Raw genomic sequence first — 16,978 nt, forward strand, 5'->3', positions numbered from 1 at the left:
AATTGAGACGGCCTTCGGCGTGAATCGCGCTAGTATCGTCAGGCATTTCTGATCGATAGCTAGATCGCGCGGCAATGACATCCAATCAACAAGCGAAGCGGACGAAGAAGGTCCGGTGCTGCGTCGTGGGCGGGGGACCTGCCGGCATGATGCTCGGCTATCTCCTGGGGCGGGCCGGCATCGACGTCGTGGTGCTGGAGAAGCATGCGGATTTCTTCCGCGACTTCCGCGGCGATACCGTGCATCCCTCGACGCTTCAGGTGATGGACGAGCTCGGCCTGATCGACGGCTTCCTGAAGCTGCCGCACCAGCGCTTGCAGAAGATGGACGGTCTGTTCGGCGGCACGCCGGTGCGCATTGCCGATCTCAGCCGGCTCCATACCAAGTACCCCTTCATCGCCTTCATGCCGCAATGGGACTTTTTGAATTTTCTGCGCGAGGCCGGCCGGCGCTTTGCCTCCCTCGAGGTGATGATGAGCACGGAGGCGATCGATCTGATCCGTCGCGGCGAGACGGTTGCCGGCGTGCGGGCGAAGACGCCTGACGGTATCATCGACATCGAAGCCGATCTCACCATCGCCTGCGACGGCCGGCATTCGACGGTGCGCGAGCGCGCCGGCCTTGGCGTCGAGGAAATCGGCGCGCCGATGGACGTGCTGTGGTTTCGCGCCGGCCGCAGACCCGACGAGACCGAGAACGTGTTCGCGCGGGTCGAGCCCGGCAAGATGATGATCACCTTCGACCGAGGCGATTATTGGCAATGCGCCTATGTCATCGCCAAGGGGCAGTACGAGGCGGTGAAGGCGAGGGGACTATCGGCGCTGCTCGACGACGTCGTGCGGATGGCGCCGATCCTCCGCGCCGGCATCGCCGAGGTGAGGAGCTTCGACGACGTCAAGCTGCTCACCGTCGCGATCAACCGTCTGGCGCGCTGGACGCAGCCGGGCCTTTTGTGCATCGGCGACGCCGCGCATGCGATGTCGCCGGTCGGCGGCGTCGGCGTCAATCTCGCCGTGCAGGATGCGGTCGCGACCGCGAACCTCCTGGCGGACAGGCTGCAGCATGGCTGCCCGTCCGAGCACGAGCTCGATGCCGTCAGGCGCCGTCGCGAGTTCCCGGTGAAGATGACGCAGCGCATGCAGGTGGTCGTGCAGAACAACATCATCAGCGGCGCCTTGCAGGGCAGCGATCGACGACTGCAGGTGCCGCTGGTCGTGCGCCTCATCACCGCGCTGCCGTGGTTGCAGGGCATTCCGGCGCGCCTGATCGCGATCGGCGTGCGGCCCGAGCACGTGCATTCGCGCGCCGCACCGGAATCCTAGCGTAGGGCTTCGGTAGGGATAACGCTGCGTGAAATCGCGCGCGATGCGTTGCACGCCTGCAACATCGCCACCGGATTCACGGCTCGGTGCGGCCCAACCGCCACGTTAACCGTGTTGATTTCAATTTTAGTAAGAGCCGTCTGTGACCGTGCGTCCATCCAAGGACACGGGGTGTACCATGCGTAATAAGTTGATTGCCGCCTTCGCCTGCACGACGGCTCTGGTCTCGACGGGTGCGGCCTCCGCCGCCGATCTCGGTGCGCGCTACACGAAGGCGCCCGCCTATGTCGAGCCGCTGTTCAACTGGACCGGCTTCTATGTCGGCGGCCACATCGGTGGCGCATGGACCAACGAGCAGTTCATCAACAACGGAACGGGCGCGGCGTTCGGCGATCTGCTGCCGGGAGAGGGCTATCGCCAGCGCAACTCGGGCGTCATGGGCGGCGCGCAGATCGGCTACAATTGGCAGGCCAACAACTATGTGTTCGGCGTGGAAGGCACGATCTCCGGGCTTGATAACAAGGGCACGGTCGTCAACACCGTGTTTGGCGCCGGTGACGACGTGTTCTCCTGGCGTGCCAATGTTCTGGCAACAGTCGTCGGCCGTGCCGGCTTCGCCGTGCAGAACAACCTCTTCTACATCAAGGGCGGCTATGCCGGCGTGAACAACCGTCTCTCGGTCAGCGACACCGTCGGTGTGTCGGGCTCGGGCGGACAGACCCATTGGGCCAACGGCTGGACCGTCGGCGCCGGCTGGGAATACGGCGTCACCCGCAACTGGATCGTCGGCCTCGAATACAATTACGCCGCCTTCGGCAGCCAGACCTATCAGCTCGGTGGCACCGCGGGCAATTACACCTTCGATGCCAAGCCGCGAGACATTCAGTGGGCCGTGGTGCGCGCGAGCTACAAGTTCGACGCGCCGGTCATCGCCCGCTACTGAGCACGTCGACGCAACGCGACCAACGATCAAGAAAAGCACTGCCTAAATTCAAAAGCCCCGGCGTTGTCCGGGGCTTCTTTTTGCGTCGTTGGCTGGCGGGCCGGCCGGCCTCAGGCCATCACCGAAAATCCGCCATCGACCGGGATCGCCGTACCCGTGACGAAATTCGACGCTGGCGATGCCAGGAACACGGCGATGCCGGCAAAGTCGTCGATGTCGCCCCAACGCCCCGCGGGCGTGCGCGCCAGCACGCGCTCGTGCAGCCCCGAGACCTGCTGCCGTGCGCCGCGGGTGAGATCGGTGTCGATCCAGCCCGGCAGGATGGCGTTGACCTGGATGTTGTCGGGCGCCCAGGCATTGGCGCAGGCGCGGGTGTACTGCACGATGCCGCCCTTGCTGGCCGCATAGGCGGTCGCGAAGCTCGCCCCGAAGATCGACATCATCGAGCCGATGTTGATCACCTTGCCGTTGCCGGACGCCTTCAGCGCCGGATAGGCCAGCTTCGAGCACACGAAGGCGCTGGTGAGGTTGGTGTCGATCACCTTGTTCCATTCGTCGAGCTCGAGCTCGTGCGGCGGCTTGCGGATGCTCATGCCGGCATTGTTGACGAGGATGTCGATGCGGCCGAGCTCCTTGACGACGCGCTCGATCATGGCTGCGACCGCGGCCTTGTCGGTGACGTCGGTGGCGACGGCGATCGCCTTCACGCCACGCTGCCTGAGATCGGCCACGGCGGCGGCGGACTTGGTCTCGTTGCGTCCGACCACGGCGATATCGGCGCCCGCATCGGCGAGGCCCCGCGCCATGCCGAGCCCGATGCCGCCATTGCCTCCCGTGACGATCGCGACCTTGCCGCGGAGATCGAACCGGCTGGATGTCATGCTTGTATTCCCTGGTTTCTTCTATTGGTTGCTCTGCCAGATCAGCACCAGCCCGAACCCGGCCATGGCAGCGCCATAGCCGGCCCATTGCAGCTGGTTGACCATGAAGCTCGATCGCGGCCACGGAACCGTGCCCGTGCCCTGTCCGATCCAGAGCAGCCCGAGAGCGGTTGCAAACAGGCCTGCCACAAGCAGAAATCTGCGCATGCATTCCTCCCATCGGTCCGCTTCTGTCGCGGTCCACGGCATCAGCGAATGCCGCGGCCGCGAAAACCTTGGCGCCAGACTAGCCGTAGCTCTGGTGCGGATACAATGGGCCGTGGCCGCAAGGGGCGCGAGGAGGACGCAAGGCGATGCGCAAGATCATCCTGGGGGCCGCGGCTGCGATCGCGCTGGCCGTCGCCTACGCCGCAATTCCGCGTCAGGCGGATCTGCGCGCCTTCGATCCGGCCGAGATGGCGCGGCTGGAGACCGCGATGTGGCGCGACTATTACGACAAGCGCTATGCCGCGCTGTTCATCCATCTCTATCAGTCGATCCGGACGCAATTCGGATTTTCGCCGCTGCAGAGCCTGCAGGTCGCCCTCAGCGCGGCCGAGGCCGCGAAAACGTTCCAGCCGACGCGGTCGCGCCCGGAGGCGGCTGCGGCACTGCCGGCTCTCGTGGCCTATTACCGGAACCTTGCGTCGGCTGCTTCCCTTGCATTCGACGTGGAGCAGGCCGCCCGGCTCGAGCTCGATTGGTGGCAAGCGCGGCGCGAGGCGGTCGCCCCCCACGACTATGGCCTGACCATCGCGCGCGTTGCGGCGCTGACCTATGGCAGGGCAGATGACGATCCCGGCATCGGGGGGTTCGGCGTTGCCCGGGCCGAAGCCATGGCGTTTCGCGATGAACGGGGCGAGGCGATCACCGAAGCCGATTGGGCCGCGATCGAAGCCCGGCTCGCCGACGCCTATGGGGCGCTCAAGGCGAGTGTCGGACGCTAGAACCCAAAACGAAAAAGCCCCGGCGATGCCGGGGCTTTGACGTCTGAACCTGCGTTCGGATCAGTATTTCGCGACGACCGGGCCGCTCCAGTTGAAGCGATAGACCAGCGAGGTCGAGATGGTCTGGACCCAGGGTTTGAACGTAACGGCTTCGCCGGTCAGAGTTCCGGGTGCGCCAAGGAAATCGTTGCCAGCGACATAGCGCGTGGGCAGCGAAATGCGGTCGTAGAAGGCCGACCGATATTCGGTCTTCATGAACCAGCCCGGCGCCGAGATTCCGAAGAGATCCAAATTGTTCTCGACGCCACCGCCGATGAACCAGCCATCACGACGGAAGGAGCTGGTGGTAGTTTGCGCGCCGGTGGGAACAAACGGCGGCACGATAAGGAAGGTTTGCGTGGTGCCAGACCACTCCGAACCGGAGTAACCGGCGTTCACGTAAGAGAGAACATTTGGAGCGACCAAATAGCCCAGCCGCGCACCGGCGGCGTAGCTCGTGCGCAGCTTTTCACGGCCCTCAGTACCGAACCAGGGGTCGCTCAGCGAACCGCGGATATCGCCGAACTGGCCGTCACCAAAGACACCGACCACCCAGCGGTTGTTGAACTGCCAGTCGTACCCAATACCAACTGTGCCAAACCAACCTGAGCCACCCAAGCGTTGATCACGAGTGAGCGCAGTGCCAGCAGGCCCAAAGCCCAAGAATGGCAAGGTCGCGACACCAGTGCTGTTAACGTTGCTGTCGGCACTCCAGAGCCCGCCGCCACCACCGCCGAAGACGTAGAAGCCGGTCCAATTCGCCACCGGAGCAGCCACAGGAGCCTTCGCATAGGGACGGGCGCCCAAGTCGGCGGACGAGGCCGAGCCGGTCATCGCCGCGATCGCGGTCAAAGCGAGCAACGTCTTCTGCATTTCAAATCCCCAACCCTGTCGGCGCGAGCGCACTGAAGTCCGTCTCATCTGATGCCCGAACAATAGACGGTTCTCGCCGAAATGCTGTTGCCGGCTAGGTACAGGCGCCGGAAAACGCCAGCCGGGCGAATTCTTGAAGCGTTATCGCATCCATGAAAATAAAGTGCCTTCAATATCTTACATGTATTCCCGGATTTTTCCTTCGGGCAAGCTTCGTTGGCAATTGGCCGTGGTCCGACATAGAGGCAATTCTGCCTCAGCCCTACCCCCGGCTTGCCCTGTGAGTCGCTGGCCGAATCGCAGATGAATCGCGGTCCGGTCACCCCAAAATGGCAAAGCCCCGGCGATGCCGGGGCTTGCTTGATCGTAAGATCAGATCAGTACTTCGCGACGACCGGGCCGGTCCAATTGAAGCGGTAGACCAGCGAGGTGCTGATGGTCTGAACCCAGGGCTTGAAAGTAACGGCGTCCCCGGTCGGCCCCACAGGCAAGGCGAAGACGTTGCCTGCAGCGATCGTCGTGGGCAGCGAAATCCGATCGTAGAATGCCGAACGGTACTCCGTCTTCATGAACCAGCCGGGGGCGGAGACACCGAACAAGTCCAAGTTGTTCTCGACGCCGCCGCCGATGAACCAGCCGTCGCGACGGAAGGATTGAGTCGTGGAAAAAGCAGTAGCGGTGGGGCCGACAAGCGGGAACTGCGTTGTGCCCGACCACTCAGAGCCGGAGTAACCCGCGTTTACGTAGGAAAGGACGTTGGGAGCAACTAGATATCCCAGTCGCACACCAGCCGCGTAGCTGGTTCGAAGCTTTTCGCGGCCCTCAGTACCAAACCAGGGGTCGCTCAGCGAACCGCGGATGTCGCCAAACTGACCGTCTGCAAAGGCGCCCGCGACCCAGCGGCTATTGAATTGCCAGTCATAGCCGAGGCCGACAGTGCCGAACCATCCCGAGCCACCAAGGCGCTGATCGCGTGTAAGAGCCGTGCCTGCCGGACCAAAACCGCCGAACGGGCCAACGACACCGGTGCTGTTCACGTTGCTGTCGGCATTCCAGAGACCGCCGCCGCCACCGCCGAAGACGTAGAAGCCGGTCCAGTTGGCCACGGGAGCCGCGACCGGAGCCTTTGCATACGGACGGGCGCCCAAGTCGGCGGCCGAGGCCGAGCCGGTCATCGCCGCGACCGCGGTCAGAGCGAACAAAATCTTCTTCATGTTAAAATCCCCAAACCTTGTCGGCGCGAGCGCAGTTCCGGTCAAATTCGATGCTTGGACTATAGACGTTTCCGCCCGAAATGCTGTTGCTGCCCAGACACAGGTGCTCGAAAACGGTCCGGTGTTGTACGGAGGACACAGCGGGGAGGGTCGATCGGTGAGGCGAAAAGAGCTGCTAATACAGTTGGTTATTCGTACAACCGGGGCCGCGCCTCAAAGTTGTGCTTGAGGCGCCATCAGCAATTTTCGAGATCAGGCTCAGGATGTGGTCCCGTTGTGCCTGAAATCGCGCCGATTTCAATCAGCGCGATTCTCCCGGCACCCTCTCAGGAGCCGATTCGGCGCATTTTGGCATGGTTCGGCTGATGCGTAACAAAGCGGGGCCGGCAAAGGCGATTGCCCAAGCGCCGTGGCTTGGGCCTTCCGCCTCACACGTCCAGCAGCTCGTCGCTGGCAAACTCGGCCTTGTCCGAGATGAAGGCAAAGCGCGCCTCAGCCTTGGTGCCCATCAGCCGTTCGACCGAATCCGCCGTGGTGTCGCGGTCGTCGGCCAGCAGCACCACCTTGAGCAGCGTCCGCTTGGCCGGGTCCATAGTGGTCTCCTTGAGCTGCGCCGGCATCATCTCGCCGAGACCTTTGAAGCGGTTCACCTCGACCTTGGCGTTGGCGTTGAAGGCGCTCTTGAGCAGCGCCTCCTTGTGCGCGTCGTCGCGGGCGTAGACGGATTTCGAGCCGTGGGTCAGCTTGTAGAGCGGCGGCACCGCGAGGAAGAGATGGCCCTCGTCGATCAGCCGCGGCATTTGGCGGTAGAAGAAGGTGATCAGGAGCGAGGCGATGTGGGCGCCGTCGACGTCGGCGTCGGTCATGATGATGATGCGCTGATAGCGCAGATCCTCTTCGCGATAATGCGCCAGCGTGCCGCAGCCGATCGCCTGCACGAGATCGAAAAGCTGTGCGTTCGCCGTCAGCTTATCCTTGCCGGCGGAAGCGACGTTGAGGATCTTGCCGCGCAGCGGCAGCACCGCCTGCGTCTTGCGGTCGCGCGCCTGCTTGGCGCTGCCGCCGGCCGAGTCGCCCTCGACGATGAACAGCTCGGAGCCTTCGGTGCCGGCATCGGTGCAGTCGGCGAGCTTGCCGGGCAGGCGCAGCTTCTTGCCGGCCGTCTTGCGCGCGGTCTCCTTCTCCTGCCGCCGCCGCAGCCGCTCCTCCGCGCGGTCGATGACGAAGTCGAGCAGCCGGTTGGCCATGTTCGGATTGCCCGACAGCCAATGGTCGAACGGATCCTTCATCGCCTGCTCGACGATGCGCTGCGCCTCGGCGGTGGCGAGGCGATCCTTGGTCTGGCCCTGGAATTCGGGCTCGCGCACGAACACCGAGAGCATCACGGCAGCGCCCACCATCACGTCTTCCGAGGTGACGGAGGCGGCGCGCTTGCCCTGGCCGACGCGCTCGGCGTGATCCTTCAGGCCGCGCAGCAGCGCGCTGCGCAGGCCGGATTCGTGGGTGCCGCCATCGGGCGTCGGCACGGTGTTGGTGTAGGAGGAGAGGAAGCCGTCGGCATCCGCGGTCCAGGCCACCGCCCATTCGCAGGCGCCATGCGCGCCGTTGCGCCCCGACTTGCCGGAGAAGATGTCCGGATGCACCAGCGTGTCGGCGTGGATCGCGGCAGCGAGATAGTCCTTGAGGCCGCCCGGGAAGTGGAACGTCGCCTCGGCCGGCACGTCCTCGATGCCCTTGAGCAGCTCGGGCGCGCAGTTCCAGCGGATCTCGACACCGCCGAACAGATACGCCTTCGAGCGCGTCATCTTGAACAGGCGCTGCGGCTTGAACGCGGCCTTGGCACCGAAGATGTCGGTGTCGGGCTTGAAGCGCACGCGCGTGCCGCGGCGATTGTTAATCTTGCCGAGGTCCTCGAGCTTGCCCTTCGGGTGACCGCGCTCGAAGGTCATGCGGTAGAGCTTCTGACTGCGCGCGACCTCGACCTCGAGCCGCGAGGAGAGGGCGTTCACCACGGAGATGCCGACGCCGTGCAGGCCGCCCGAGGTCTCGTAGACCTTGCTGTCGAACTTGCCGCCCGAATGCAGCGTGCACATGATGACTTCGAGCGCCGACTTCTTCGGGAATTTCGGATGCGGGTCGACCGGGATGCCGCGGCCGTTGTCGGTCACGGTCAGGAACCCGTCCGCACTCAGCTCGACTCCGATGAAGGTCGCGTGTCCGGCCAGCGCTTCGTCCATCGAGTTGTCGATGACCTCGGCGAACAGGTGATGCAGCGCCTTCTCGTCGGTGCCGCCGATATACATGCCGGGCCGGCGCCGCACCGGTTCCAGCCCTTCGAGCACCTCGATGTCGGCTGCCGTGTAATCGGCTTCCCCGCCGCTTCCGCGCGGCGCCGCCTTGGCGGCGCGGGGCTTCGGCTCGTCACCGCCGAAAAAGTCATCTTTTGCTTTGGGCTTCAACTGCTTGGACATGTATCTTGATGTGCTTAGAGGGCCGCACGGCGGCGAATCGGTTCAGCGGACTATGCCACTTCTGGATTGGAAAGGTTATCGCCGGGCCGGCCAAGCGGCGTGGTTGGGCGCCAATCCCGGCGATTTTACGCCGCATTGCCATTAGTTCCCGGCAATTTGACGTATCGGACTGGTTTGGATTGGTTTTTGTGACTTGATGTCACACAAGTCCTTGGCTTACCAGTCGTTTTCATCGAGCAGCACCTTGAGCGGGCGGGAAGGCTTAATCTGGAATGGAGCAATTTGCGCACGCCCTGGCCGATTTCGTGCGCGCTCACCAGGCCTGGGCGGCTCCGATCGTGTTCCTGCTGGCTTTCGGCGAGTCGCTCGCCTTCATCTCGCTCTTGGTCCCGGCTTGGGGCGCGCTGGTGGCGATCGGCGCGTTGATCGGGGTGAGCGGCATCAACTTCTATCCGGTCTGGATCGCCGGCGGCCTCGGGGCGGCGCTGGGCGACTGGGTCTCTTACTGGTTCGGCTACCGCTACAAGGAGCACGTCGCCCAGATGTGGCCGCTCTCGCGCTACCCGGAGCTGCTGCCCAGAGGCGAAGCTTTCGTCCGCAGCTGGGGCATCCCCAGCATCTTCATCGGCCGCTTCTTCGGTCCCTTGCGCGCCTCCGTGCCGCTCGCGGCCGGCATTTTCGAGATGCCCTATTGGAGCTTCCAGGCCGCCAATTTCATCTCGGCCCTGGTCTGGTCGGCCGTGCTGCTGCTGTTCGGTGACGTGCTCGCCAAGATCATGGAATGGACCTGGCGGTTGTTCTAGTCCCGTCATTCCGGGGCGATCGCGAAGCGAGGAAACCCGGAACTCGAGATTGTGGTGCGAGATTCCGGTTCGATGCTTTGCATCGCCCCGGAATGACAAAGGTCACCTTGACGGGAACCGCATCTCGCCTTATAGCCGCGCGCCATGATCAACGCCGCGACCATCCTGTTCGCTCGTCGCCGCCGCCGCAGCCTAGCGGTTTGGGCGGTCGATCGCGTTTGAGATCATCGTCTTTGCCGCTGGACCCGATCCGCGGCATCCTCTCTCCTGTCAGCGCGATCTGATCCGGCGGCTCCCCCGAGGAGGCCCAGCAGGAGACTACGATGTACACGCCACCCTTTTTCAAGCAGGACCGCGCCGCGAGCCTGAAATTCGCCGATGAGCGCGGCTTCGGCACCATGTGCGCCTTCGACGGCAGGAAGCCGATCGCCTCGCCATTGCCGTTCTATTTGACCTATGCCGCAGACGGCACGCCGCAGGCCGCGTTTCATCTCGCCCGTCACAATCCGCTGCTAAAACTGGCGGGCGGCGATGCGTCGTGGCTGCTCGCGGTCAACGGCCCCGATGCCTATGTATCGCCGGACTGGTACGTCTCGCCGGATCAGGTTCCGACCTGGCTCTACCTGTCGGTGCATCTGAGCGGGCCGGTGCGGCTGTTGTCGGACGACGAGCTGGCGGTGCAACTCGACACGCTCAGCGACAAGTTCGAGACCTGGCTGCTGCCGAAGAAGCCTTGGACCTCGGGTAAGATGACCGCCGGGCGGCTCGAGGCCTTGAAGAAGGGGATCGTGGGTCTGGCCATGACGGTTGAAGACGTCGAAGGCAGCTTCAAGCTGAACCAGCACAAGTCCGACGCCGACTTTGCGGCGATCGCCAATGCGCTCAGTGCCGGCGACGCCGACGCCAAGCAGATCTCACATTTGATGCGGCAGGTAAGGCCGCAAGCCTTCGCAGAACAAGTTTTCTCAGACGACACGAACATGCTCGAAGGGAGCGCGCCATGACCCTCGCTGACACCACCAAAGCTCCGGCCACGAGCGCGGCCAAGAAGCCGGCCACCGTCTTCGTCGATGGCGGTTCCGGCACCACCGGCCTCGGCATCAACGAGCGGATGAAGCACCAGAATGACGTCGTCGTGAAGACGCTTCCCGATGACAAGCGCAAGGATCCCGCCGCCAAGAAGGCGCTGATGGAGGAGGTGGATCTCGTCATCCTATGCCTGCCGGACGACGCCGCCAAGGAAACCGTTGCCCTGGTCGACAGCATGGGCACTCAAGCGCCGAAGGTGCTGGATGCCTCGACCGCCTACCGGATCGCGCCGGACTGGGCCTACGGCTTTCCGGAGCTGACGCCGGACCAGGCCGGCAGGATCAAGGCCGCGAAGAAGGTCTCCAATCCCGGCTGCTATCCGACCGGCGCGATCGCGCTCTTGCGGCCGATCGTCGATGCCGGCCTGCTGCCGCCTGATTATCCCGTCACCGTCAACGCGGTGAGCGGCTATTCCGGTGGCGGCAAGTCGATGATCGCAAGCTTCGAAGACGGCAGCGCGCCGTCCTTCGAGCTCTACGGCCTCGGCTTCGAGCACAAGCATTTGCCGGAGATGCAGCTCTATTCGAACCTGACGCGGCGGCCGATCTTCATTCCCTCGGTCGGCAATTACCGGCAGGGCATGCTGGTCTCGGTGCCGCTCCAGCTCGCCACGCTGCCGGGCAAGCCCGGCGGCGCCGACCTGCAGGCGGCGATGGCAAAGCGTTACGCCGGCTCGAAATACGTCAAGGTGATGCCGCTGCAGAACGAGGCGAGCAAGGGCGGCCGGCTCGAGCCGGAGGCGCTCAACGAGACCAACATGCTCGAGCTCTACGTCTTCGCCAGCGACAAATATCACCAGGCGCTACTGGTCGCCCGGCTCGACAATCTCGGCAAGGGTGCATCCGGTGCGGCCGTGCAGAACATGCGGCTGATGCTGGGCCTGCCGGAGGAGTAGGGCAGTCTCGTGCCCCGGACGCAGCGCAGCACTTCTTCAGTGATGCGCTGCAGAGCCGGGGCCCATGCGTCCTGCTTGATTTGCGGCTTTCTAGGTCCCGGCTCGCGCTTCGCGCGTCCGGGACACGAGACCTCAATACTTCGCGATGACCGGACCGCCGAAGCGGTAGTTGATCCGGGCGGTGATCAGATCGACGTCCTGCTCGATGCGGTCGGTATGCGAGAACGTGCCGACCGGCGCCAGCTATGCGGCGACCCATTCCAGCAGGGCGTTTTGTGCGTGGAGCAGGAAAGCCTTCGCGGCCGTGCTCTGACATGCAGGGTGGATCATCGCGGTGGCGTTAACCTCCTTGCCTCTAGTCACGGGCGGGCAGGGCAGGAAAATGACGTCGCGACGGCAGCTGTCGAGGAGGGGCGCCGATATCTGGTATTGAAGGAGTTGATCCGCCCGTCCGCCATCGGGCCAGCAATCCGTGATGATCACATCCGCATCGAGCAAGCTGTCCAGACTGGTGCTCGTGGCAAAGTTCGGACTCGCGATATCCTTGATGTGCCAGTCTTCCGGATAGATCTGCGTCACCTGGATCGGCAGGGAGATCGAGGCTTCGACCCAAGATCGCAGAATGTTGGCGTCTGAAGCGACACCGACAACCTTCAGGCCCTCCAGCGATCCGCGCTTGTCGTTGACATAGGCGAGATCGCCGAGCGTCTCGCAGGGGTGATTTGATCGCGTTCTGGCGTTGATCACTGGGACGGTGGCGTGCGCTGCAAGCTCGTGCAAGGTCGACAATTCCCGGGTGCGCACGATCAGGATGTCGAACCAGTTGTCGAGATACTTGGCGAGATCAGCCGTAGTCTCATGGACATTGAACCGGAGCGGAGGCTGTACCGAGATGCCTCCCATGGCTCTGACGCCGAGATCGAATGCGGTCGTATTCCGCCAGCCGCCATCGTCGACGATGACGGCCACGCGTTTGCCGGCGAGGCTCTGCGGCATGGCGCGGTCGGTCCATGCGGTCGCGAGCACCTGCGCGCGCGCAACAATGGACAGGATCGTGTCCGCATCGAGATCCTGAAACCGGAGAAAGTCCCGGCTGGATTCGCTAGGCATGAACCCGCATCGGGGCGACTTCAAACCAATCCGAAGATCGCCAGCGCCAGCACGGCCTGGGCGAGGAAGCCGACGGTGAAGGCGAGGGTGCGGAACACCGGGATTCCAAGCGCATAGACGATGATGTGTGCGACGCGCGACCAGAAATAGACGGCGCAGGCGAGCACCGTCCATTTCGTGGAATAGTCGATCGCGTTCAGGATCAGCACCAGCGGCGCGAAGATGACGAGGTTCTCGACCGCGTTGTCATGGGCGAACATCAGCCGGTTCGCCCACTCCGCCTGCGGCTTGTCGCCGCGCGAGGGGTTGGCCATGGCACCGCTCAACCCGCGAACCTGGCAGCGGTTGATGATGTAGGGAATCCAGAGAACCCCCGTCAGGATCACCGTCAGTGTCAGCCAGAACAATTCGCGTGTCATAGTGCCGGTCCCCTGTGTCGTCGCTGGATTGAGGCTAGAGCATGATCCGGAAAAGTGAGTAGCGGTTTTCCGAAAAGATCATGCTCAAACGATCAGTCTATAAGAAAGCGCGCCAGATTCCGCTACGCGCGAACTCTGACATAGCTGCCGGGCGCGTCCTCGATCGGCGGGAATGCTTCGCTGCCGACCGCGCGCGCCGGGACTTCCTCGGGATCGAGCTCGCCCAGCCATTGGCGCCAGTCCGGCCACCATGAGCCCTTGTGCTCCACGGCGCCCTTCATCCACTGCGCGACGTTGACGTTCTTGATGTTGTCGTTGGTCCAATACTGGTACTTGTTCGCCGCAGGCGGATTGACCACGCCCGCGATGTGGCCAGAGCCGGACAGCACGTATTTCACCGGGCCGCCGAAGAATTGCGAGCCGTACAGCACCGATTCAGCGGGCGCGATGTGGTCCTCGCGAGTGGCGAGATTGTAGACGGGCACCTTCACCTTGGAGAGATCGAGCAGGGTGTTGTCGAGCACCATCGTGCCGGTGGAGAGCCGGTTCTCGAGGTAGCAATTGCGCAGGTAATAGGAATGGTTGGCCTGCGTCATCCGTGTCGCATCGGAGTTCCAGTGCAACAGGTCGAACGCGCTCGGCTGCTGGCCCTTCAGATAATTGCTGACCACATAGGACCAGATCAGGTCGTTGGAGCGCAGCATGTTGAAGGCCATCGCCATCTTCGAGCCTTCCAGCACGCCGGCCGTCTTCATGTCGTGCTCGAGCGCTGCGATCTGCTCCTCGTCGACGAACACCAGGAGATCGCCGGCATGGGTGAAGTCGACCTGGGCCGCGAAGAAGGTCGCGGACGACACGCGCTGGCGGCGCTTCTCGGCGAGCCAGGCCAGCGTGGTCGCGAGCATCGTGCCGCCGACGCAATAGCCGGCGGTGTGCACCTTCATCTCGCCGGTGACCTTCTCGATCACGTCCATCGCCGTGAGCGGGCCTTCCTTCATGTAGGCTTCCCAGCCCTTGTTGCCGAGCCGCTTGTCGGGATTGACCCATGAGACCACGAACACGGTGATGCCCTGGTCGACGCACCACTTGATGTAGGATTTCTCCGGCTTGAGATCGAGGATGTAGAACTTGTTGATCCAGGGCGGCACGATCAGGAGCGGTGTGCGCAGCACCTTCTCCGTCGTCGGCGAATACTGGATCAGCTGCATCATCTCGTTCTGGTAGATCACCTTGCCCGGCGTCGTCGCCATGTTGACGCCGACGACGAGATTGTCCGGGTTGGACTGGCGGATCTTCAGCATGCCCTTGCCGGCGGCGATGTCCTCGGCCAGCATCTTCAGGCCCCGCGCGAGGTTCTCGCCGCTGGACGCCACCGTCTCGCGCAGCACCTCGGGATTGGTCAGCACGAAGTTCGATGGCGAGAGCGCGTTGGTGACCTGCTGGACGTAGAACTCGGCCTTGCGGCGCGTGTTCGGATCGAGCCCTTCGGCGTCGCGCACCAGCTCCTGCGCCCATTTGGTCGTGAGCAGATAGAGCTGCATGACGAAGTCGAAGAACTGGTTCGACTTCCATTCCGGATCGGCAAAGCGCTTGTCGCGCGGTGAGGGCGCGATCGCGGGCTCGGCGTCCTGACCGGCCAGGCGGCGCGCCGCCGAGCCCCAGAGGTCGAGATAGTCCTTGGCGAGCTTGGTCTGGAGATCGGACGAGCGGGACGTGTCCGACAGCCAATATTCGGCGACCGAGGTGAATGTCTTGACGACCTCGGCAAGCTCGGCCGGCGGGCGGTCCTGCACCTCGCCGCTCTCGCGCGGCTTGAGATAGGCGGCGAGCGCCTTCCCGCCGCTCTCCATCGCCCGCGCGACGTTCATCGCGAAGGCTTCGGCATCGAACTTCGTCTCGGGTTTCGGCGTATCGGTGGTGGCCATACTCATGAGCAGAACAGTAACGATTCATTCCGTATTCGTCACCGCGAAGCTCGCATGTTTGACGTTAAACACTCTCGAAGATGTGTTGCACTGCGACAAATCTTCTTGGTTCCGTCACAATCGGGCCGCACGGCTCGGTTTGTTGGGCATCGGCTGTTTTCTAGCTCGCACCATTCTTGGGCAGCAATGGTTTGAGCTTGGGCGCGGTCTTGGGTAAGCTTGCCCGGGGCCGTGCTTTGGGACGAGTAGGGGATTTCCCAAGTGTTGGCGGTATGGGACCTGCAAAAGACGCTGCCGATTTGCGGCGCGGTGCTGATCGCGGCGCTCGCCCTGGGCGGGTGTTCGAGCCAGTTCGCGGATCTGGCGCCTGCGGATGCGCCGCCGCGTGCCAGGGAGCCCGGGACCTACCTGCCGGTGCACGATCTGCCGCCGGATCGCGATCAGGCGATCATCCCGCTGGAGCAGCGCGCCAAGATCGAGGCCGAGCTTGCCGCCGCGCGCGATCGCCAAGCCGCTGCCGCCAAGGACGCCAAATAGGCTCGTGGCCGCGAGACCGGCAAGGTAATCGCTGGCGCGCCCGTGTTGCCGTGCTAAAAGACCTCGGTTCAGCCAAGAGTCAGGGCGAACGACTTCAGCCTTGGTCGCCGACGATTGCTCTAAGTATTTGATTTTGAGTAATTTTCGCGATGAGGCCCGAGGGCTTTTAGAATGGCCCTCGTGGCCTGTCGATTCTGTCCTGACCGGTTGCCCGGAGCCCAGAGAGCCATGGAAGAATTTTACCGCATTCGCCGCCTTCCGCCTTACGTGTTCGAGCAGGTCAACCGGGCCAAGGCGGCTGCGCGGAATGCCGGCGCCGACATCATCGACCTCGGCATGGGCAATCCGGACCTGCCGGCGCCGGCGCATGTGCTGGAGAAGCTGAAGGAGACGCTGGGCAAGCCGCGCACCGACCGCTACTCGGCCTCGCGCGGCATCCCCGGGCTGCGCAGGGCCCAGGCCGCCTATTACGCCCGCCGCTTCGGCGTGAAGCTCAACCCCGACACCCAGGTGGTGGCGACGCTGGGTTCGAAGGAAGGTTTTGCCAACGTGGCGCAGGCGATCACCGCGCCCGGCGACGTCATCCTGTGTCCGAACCCGAGCTACCCGATTCACGCCTTCGGCTTCTTGATGGCGGGCGGCGTGATCCGCTCGGTGCCCTCGGAGCCGACGCCGCAATTCTTCGAGGCGGCGGAGCGGGCGATCGTGCATTCGATCCCCAAGCCGCTCGCGCTCGTCGTCTGCTATCCTTCGAACCCGACCGCCTACGTCGCGAGCCTCGACTTCTACAAGGACCTCATCGCCTTCGCCAAGAAGCACGAGATCCTGATCCTGTCCGACCTCGCTTATGCCGAGGTCTATTTCGACGAGAGCAACCCGCCGCCCTCGGTGCTGCAGGTGCCGGGCGCGATGGATTGCACCGTCGAGTTCACCTCGATGTCGAAGACCTACTCGATGGCCGGCTGGCGCATGGGCTTTGCGGTCGGCAATGAGCGCGTGATCGCGGCGCTCGCCCGCGTCAAATCCTACCTCGACTACGGCGCGTTCACGCCGGTGCAGGTCGCGGCGACCGCCGCTCTGAACGGCCCGGACGATTGCATCAAGGAGATGCGCGACACCTACCGCAAGCGCCGTGACGCGCTGGTTGAATCGTTCGGCCGCGCCGGCTGGGAAATCCCGCCGCCGGAAGCCTCGATGTTCGCCTGGGTGCCGCTGCCGGAAGCCTTCCGCAGCATCGGCAGCATGCAGTTCGCCACCCTGATGGTGGAGAAATCCGGCGTCGCGGTCTCGCCCGGCGTCGGCTTCGGCGAGCATGGCGAAGGATATGTCCGCATCGCCATGGTGGAAAACGAGCAACGGATCAGGCAGGCCGCGCGCGGCGTGCGCCGCTTCCTTGAAAGCGGGATCGAAACGTTGCACAACGTCGTTCCGCTCGCCAATCGGCGTTAATTCTCTTCTGCAGGTTTTCTGA

General features: G+C 63.7%; 16 protein-coding genes. 8 read left to right on the plus strand and 8 right to left on the minus strand.

Going from position 1 to position 16,978, the window contains the following annotated elements; genetic code table 11:
• Positions 1 to 74: 74 nt before the first annotated feature.
• Both N2604_RS21840 and N2604_RS21845 read left to right on the plus strand, forming a co-directional pair.
• A complete protein-coding gene (locus N2604_RS21840) occupies positions 75 to 1,322 on the plus strand; it encodes an FAD-dependent oxidoreductase (RefSeq protein ID WP_260370290.1) in 1,248 nt (415 codons plus the stop codon).
• A gap of 178 nt (positions 1,323 to 1,500) precedes the next feature.
• Positions 1,501 to 2,265 (plus strand): outer membrane protein, encoded by a 765-nt coding sequence (locus N2604_RS21845; protein ID WP_260370291.1) that lies wholly within the window; start codon positions 1,501 to 1,503, stop codon positions 2,263 to 2,265.
• A gap of 110 nt (positions 2,266 to 2,375) precedes the next feature.
• Here N2604_RS21845 and N2604_RS21850 read toward each other — a convergent pair whose 3' ends face one another.
• Together N2604_RS21850 and N2604_RS21855 are read right to left on the minus strand one after the other, a co-directional pair.
• Positions 2,376 to 3,146 carry an SDR family NAD(P)-dependent oxidoreductase gene (locus tag N2604_RS21850; protein WP_260370292.1) on the minus strand — a complete coding sequence of 257 codons (771 nt, stop codon included), beginning with the start codon at positions 3,144 to 3,146 and terminating at the stop codon, positions 2,376 to 2,378.
• 21 nt (positions 3,147 to 3,167) lie between these two features.
• On the minus strand, positions 3,168 to 3,353 hold the full coding sequence (locus N2604_RS21855) for a hypothetical protein (protein WP_025036050.1): 186 nt from the start codon (positions 3,351 to 3,353) through the stop codon (positions 3,168 to 3,170).
• Between the two features lie 146 nt (positions 3,354 to 3,499).
• Here N2604_RS21855 and N2604_RS21860 point away from each other — a divergent pair, with 146 nt between their 5' ends.
• Complete coding sequence (locus N2604_RS21860; RefSeq protein ID WP_260370293.1) at positions 3,500 to 4,132, plus strand: hypothetical protein; 633 nt, start codon at positions 3,500 to 3,502, stop codon at positions 4,130 to 4,132.
• Positions 4,133 to 4,192: 60 nt separating this feature from the next.
• Here N2604_RS21860 and N2604_RS21865 read toward each other — a convergent pair whose 3' ends face one another.
• The 3 genes from N2604_RS21865 to parE form a co-directional block, all read right to left on the minus strand.
• Positions 4,193 to 5,044, minus strand: coding sequence for an outer membrane protein (locus N2604_RS21865; RefSeq protein ID WP_260370295.1), 852 nt, complete (start codon positions 5,042 to 5,044; stop codon positions 4,193 to 4,195).
• Between the two features lie 377 nt (positions 5,045 to 5,421).
• Positions 5,422 to 6,258, minus strand: coding sequence for an outer membrane protein (locus tag N2604_RS21870; RefSeq protein WP_260370296.1), 837 nt, complete (start codon positions 6,256 to 6,258; stop codon positions 5,422 to 5,424).
• A gap of 428 nt (positions 6,259 to 6,686) precedes the next feature.
• A complete protein-coding gene (gene parE / locus N2604_RS21875; RefSeq protein ID WP_260370297.1) occupies positions 6,687 to 8,729 on the minus strand; it encodes a DNA topoisomerase IV subunit B in 2,043 nt (680 codons plus the stop codon).
• Positions 8,730 to 9,001: 272 nt separating this feature from the next.
• Between parE and N2604_RS21880 the strand changes: the two genes are divergently transcribed.
• From N2604_RS21880 to argC, 3 genes are all read left to right on the plus strand, one after another.
• Positions 9,002 to 9,532 (plus strand): DedA family protein, encoded by a 531-nt coding sequence (locus N2604_RS21880; protein ID WP_260370298.1) that lies wholly within the window; start codon positions 9,002 to 9,004, stop codon positions 9,530 to 9,532.
• A 323-nt stretch (positions 9,533 to 9,855) separates the two neighbouring features.
• Positions 9,856 to 10,536 carry an FMN-binding negative transcriptional regulator gene (locus tag N2604_RS21885; RefSeq protein WP_260370299.1) on the plus strand — a complete coding sequence of 227 codons (681 nt, stop codon included), beginning with the start codon at positions 9,856 to 9,858 and terminating at the stop codon, positions 10,534 to 10,536.
• The gene (gene argC, locus N2604_RS21890; protein ID WP_260370300.1) at positions 10,533 to 11,516 is read left to right on the plus strand and encodes an N-acetyl-gamma-glutamyl-phosphate reductase; all 984 of its coding nucleotides are present in this window, start codon (positions 10,533 to 10,535) and stop codon (positions 11,514 to 11,516) included. The genes N2604_RS21885 and argC overlap by 4 nt, the downstream gene beginning before the upstream one ends.
• Before the next feature lie 243 nt (positions 11,517 to 11,759).
• On the opposite strand, the gene N2604_RS21895 is transcribed toward argC, so the two are convergent.
• From N2604_RS21895 to N2604_RS21905, 3 genes are all read right to left on the minus strand, one after another.
• Positions 11,760 to 12,626, minus strand: a complete 867-nt coding sequence (locus tag N2604_RS21895; RefSeq protein ID WP_260370301.1) for an ornithine carbamoyltransferase — start codon at positions 12,624 to 12,626, stop codon at positions 11,760 to 11,762.
• Positions 12,627 to 12,646: 20 nt separating this feature from the next.
• On the minus strand, positions 12,647 to 13,045 hold the full coding sequence (locus tag N2604_RS21900) for an MAPEG family protein (protein WP_260370302.1): 399 nt from the start codon (positions 13,043 to 13,045) through the stop codon (positions 12,647 to 12,649).
• Between the two features lie 122 nt (positions 13,046 to 13,167).
• A complete protein-coding gene (locus tag N2604_RS21905; protein ID WP_260370303.1) occupies positions 13,168 to 14,976 on the minus strand; it encodes an alpha/beta hydrolase in 1,809 nt (602 codons plus the stop codon).
• A 255-nt stretch (positions 14,977 to 15,231) separates the two neighbouring features.
• On the opposite strand from N2604_RS21905, the gene N2604_RS21910 reads away from it, so the two are divergent.
• The gene (locus N2604_RS21910; protein ID WP_260370304.1) at positions 15,232 to 15,507 is read left to right on the plus strand and encodes a hypothetical protein; all 276 of its coding nucleotides are present in this window, start codon (positions 15,232 to 15,234) and stop codon (positions 15,505 to 15,507) included.
• A 228-nt stretch (positions 15,508 to 15,735) separates the two neighbouring features.
• Positions 15,736 to 16,956: an LL-diaminopimelate aminotransferase gene (locus N2604_RS21915; protein WP_260370305.1), complete on the plus strand. Its 1,221-nt coding sequence runs from the start codon at positions 15,736 to 15,738 to the stop codon at positions 16,954 to 16,956.
• Positions 16,957 to 16,978: the final 22 nt, after the last annotated feature.

Origin of the sequence: Bradyrhizobium sp. CB1015 (assembly GCF_025200925.1) — a bacterium.
Taxonomy (GTDB): Bacteria; Pseudomonadota; Alphaproteobacteria; order Rhizobiales; family Xanthobacteraceae; genus Bradyrhizobium.

What these genes read in the sequence shown, in the direction of transcription:
- N2604_RS21915 (WP_260370305.1), top strand. Translation starts at nt 15,736, where the DNA reads ATGGAAGAATTTTACCGCATTCGCCGCCTTCCGCCTTACGTGTTCGAG.
- N2604_RS21880 (WP_260370298.1), top strand. Translation starts at nt 9,002, where the DNA reads ATGGAGCAATTTGCGCACGCCCTGGCCGATTTCGTGCGCGCTCACCAG.
- argC (WP_260370300.1), top strand. Translation starts at nt 10,533, where the DNA reads ATGACCCTCGCTGACACCACCAAAGCTCCGGCCACGAGCGCGGCCAAG.
- N2604_RS21905 (WP_260370303.1), bottom strand. Translation starts at nt 14,976, where the DNA reads ATGAGTATGGCCACCACCGATACGCCGAAACCCGAGACGAAGTTCGAT.
- N2604_RS21840 (WP_260370290.1), top strand. Translation starts at nt 75, where the DNA reads ATGACATCCAATCAACAAGCGAAGCGGACGAAGAAGGTCCGGTGCTGC.
- N2604_RS21855 (WP_025036050.1), bottom strand. Translation starts at nt 3,353, where the DNA reads ATGCGCAGATTTCTGCTTGTGGCAGGCCTGTTTGCAACCGCTCTCGGG.
- N2604_RS21900 (WP_260370302.1), bottom strand. Translation starts at nt 13,045, where the DNA reads ATGACACGCGAATTGTTCTGGCTGACACTGACGGTGATCCTGACGGGG.
- N2604_RS21865 (WP_260370295.1), bottom strand. Translation starts at nt 5,044, where the DNA reads ATGCAGAAGACGTTGCTCGCTTTGACCGCGATCGCGGCGATGACCGGC.
- parE (WP_260370297.1), bottom strand. Translation starts at nt 8,729, where the DNA reads ATGTCCAAGCAGTTGAAGCCCAAAGCAAAAGATGACTTTTTCGGCGGT.
- N2604_RS21870 (WP_260370296.1), bottom strand. Translation starts at nt 6,258, where the DNA reads ATGAAGAAGATTTTGTTCGCTCTGACCGCGGTCGCGGCGATGACCGGC.
- N2604_RS21860 (WP_260370293.1), top strand. Translation starts at nt 3,500, where the DNA reads ATGCGCAAGATCATCCTGGGGGCCGCGGCTGCGATCGCGCTGGCCGTC.
- N2604_RS21850 (WP_260370292.1), bottom strand. Translation starts at nt 3,146, where the DNA reads ATGACATCCAGCCGGTTCGATCTCCGCGGCAAGGTCGCGATCGTCACG.
- N2604_RS21885 (WP_260370299.1), top strand. Translation starts at nt 9,856, where the DNA reads ATGTACACGCCACCCTTTTTCAAGCAGGACCGCGCCGCGAGCCTGAAA.
- N2604_RS21895 (WP_260370301.1), bottom strand. Translation starts at nt 12,626, where the DNA reads ATGCCTAGCGAATCCAGCCGGGACTTTCTCCGGTTTCAGGATCTCGAT.
- N2604_RS21845 (WP_260370291.1), top strand. Translation starts at nt 1,501, where the DNA reads ATGCGTAATAAGTTGATTGCCGCCTTCGCCTGCACGACGGCTCTGGTC.